This is a genomic window from Burkholderia sp. A9 (assembly GCF_000801975.1).
Genome location: NZ_JSZN01000073.1, coordinates 1 through 659 on the forward strand (window position 1 = coordinate 1; position 659 = coordinate 659).

Here is a 659-nt window from a genome sequence, read left to right on the forward strand (position 1 = left end):
GACGGGCGAGGAGCCGTACTCGATCGCGATCACGCTGATCGAGGCGCTCGGCGAATCGGCCGCGCGCGGCGCATCGATTCTTGCGACCGACCTCGACACGCAGGTGCTCGCGAAGGCCGAGGCCGGTATCTATACGTACGACCAGGTCAAGCACCTGGCGCCGGAGCGGCTCAAGCGCTTCTTCCTGAAGGGCACCGGCGCACAGGCCGGCCGCGTGAAGGTCCGCCCGGAGCTGCGCGCGATGATCCGCTTCGAGCAGCTGAACCTGACCGATGCCGACTACGGGATCGCGAAGCCGTTCGACGCGATCTTCTGCCGCAACGTGATGATCTATTTCGACAAGCCGACGCAGGGGCAGGTGCTGGCGCGCTTCGAGCCGCTCGTGAAGCCGGGCGGGCTGCTGTTCGCCGGGCACTCCGAGAATTTCACGTACGTCTCGCAGGCGTTCCGGCTGCGCGGCCAGACCGTGTACGAACTGACGCGCGATGCCGCGCAGGGCACGCGCCCGCGCGCCGCGGCCACGGCGGCAGCGGTGCCGCCGCGCGTCCCCGCACGTGCCGCACCTGCTTACGGAGAACGCGGATGAGCGCTCTGCCGATCGCGACCAATCGCTACTTCGACAACCACTTCGAACGCCCCGGCGTGAAGCTGCTGCCGAA

Annotated in this window: 1 protein-coding gene and 1 pseudogene; both read left to right on the plus strand. The window is 68.4% G+C overall.

Annotated features, from left to right (window positions below; genetic code table 11):
• On the plus strand, window positions 1–586 hold a 586-nt coding region (locus PI86_RS15470), incomplete at its 5' end, for a CheR family methyltransferase (RefSeq protein ID WP_039324344.1).
• Window positions 583–659 (plus strand): annotated as a pseudogene (locus tag PI86_RS17250) (chemoreceptor glutamine deamidase CheD); the annotation flags it as partial. The gene PI86_RS15470 and the pseudogene PI86_RS17250, both read left to right, overlap by 4 nt.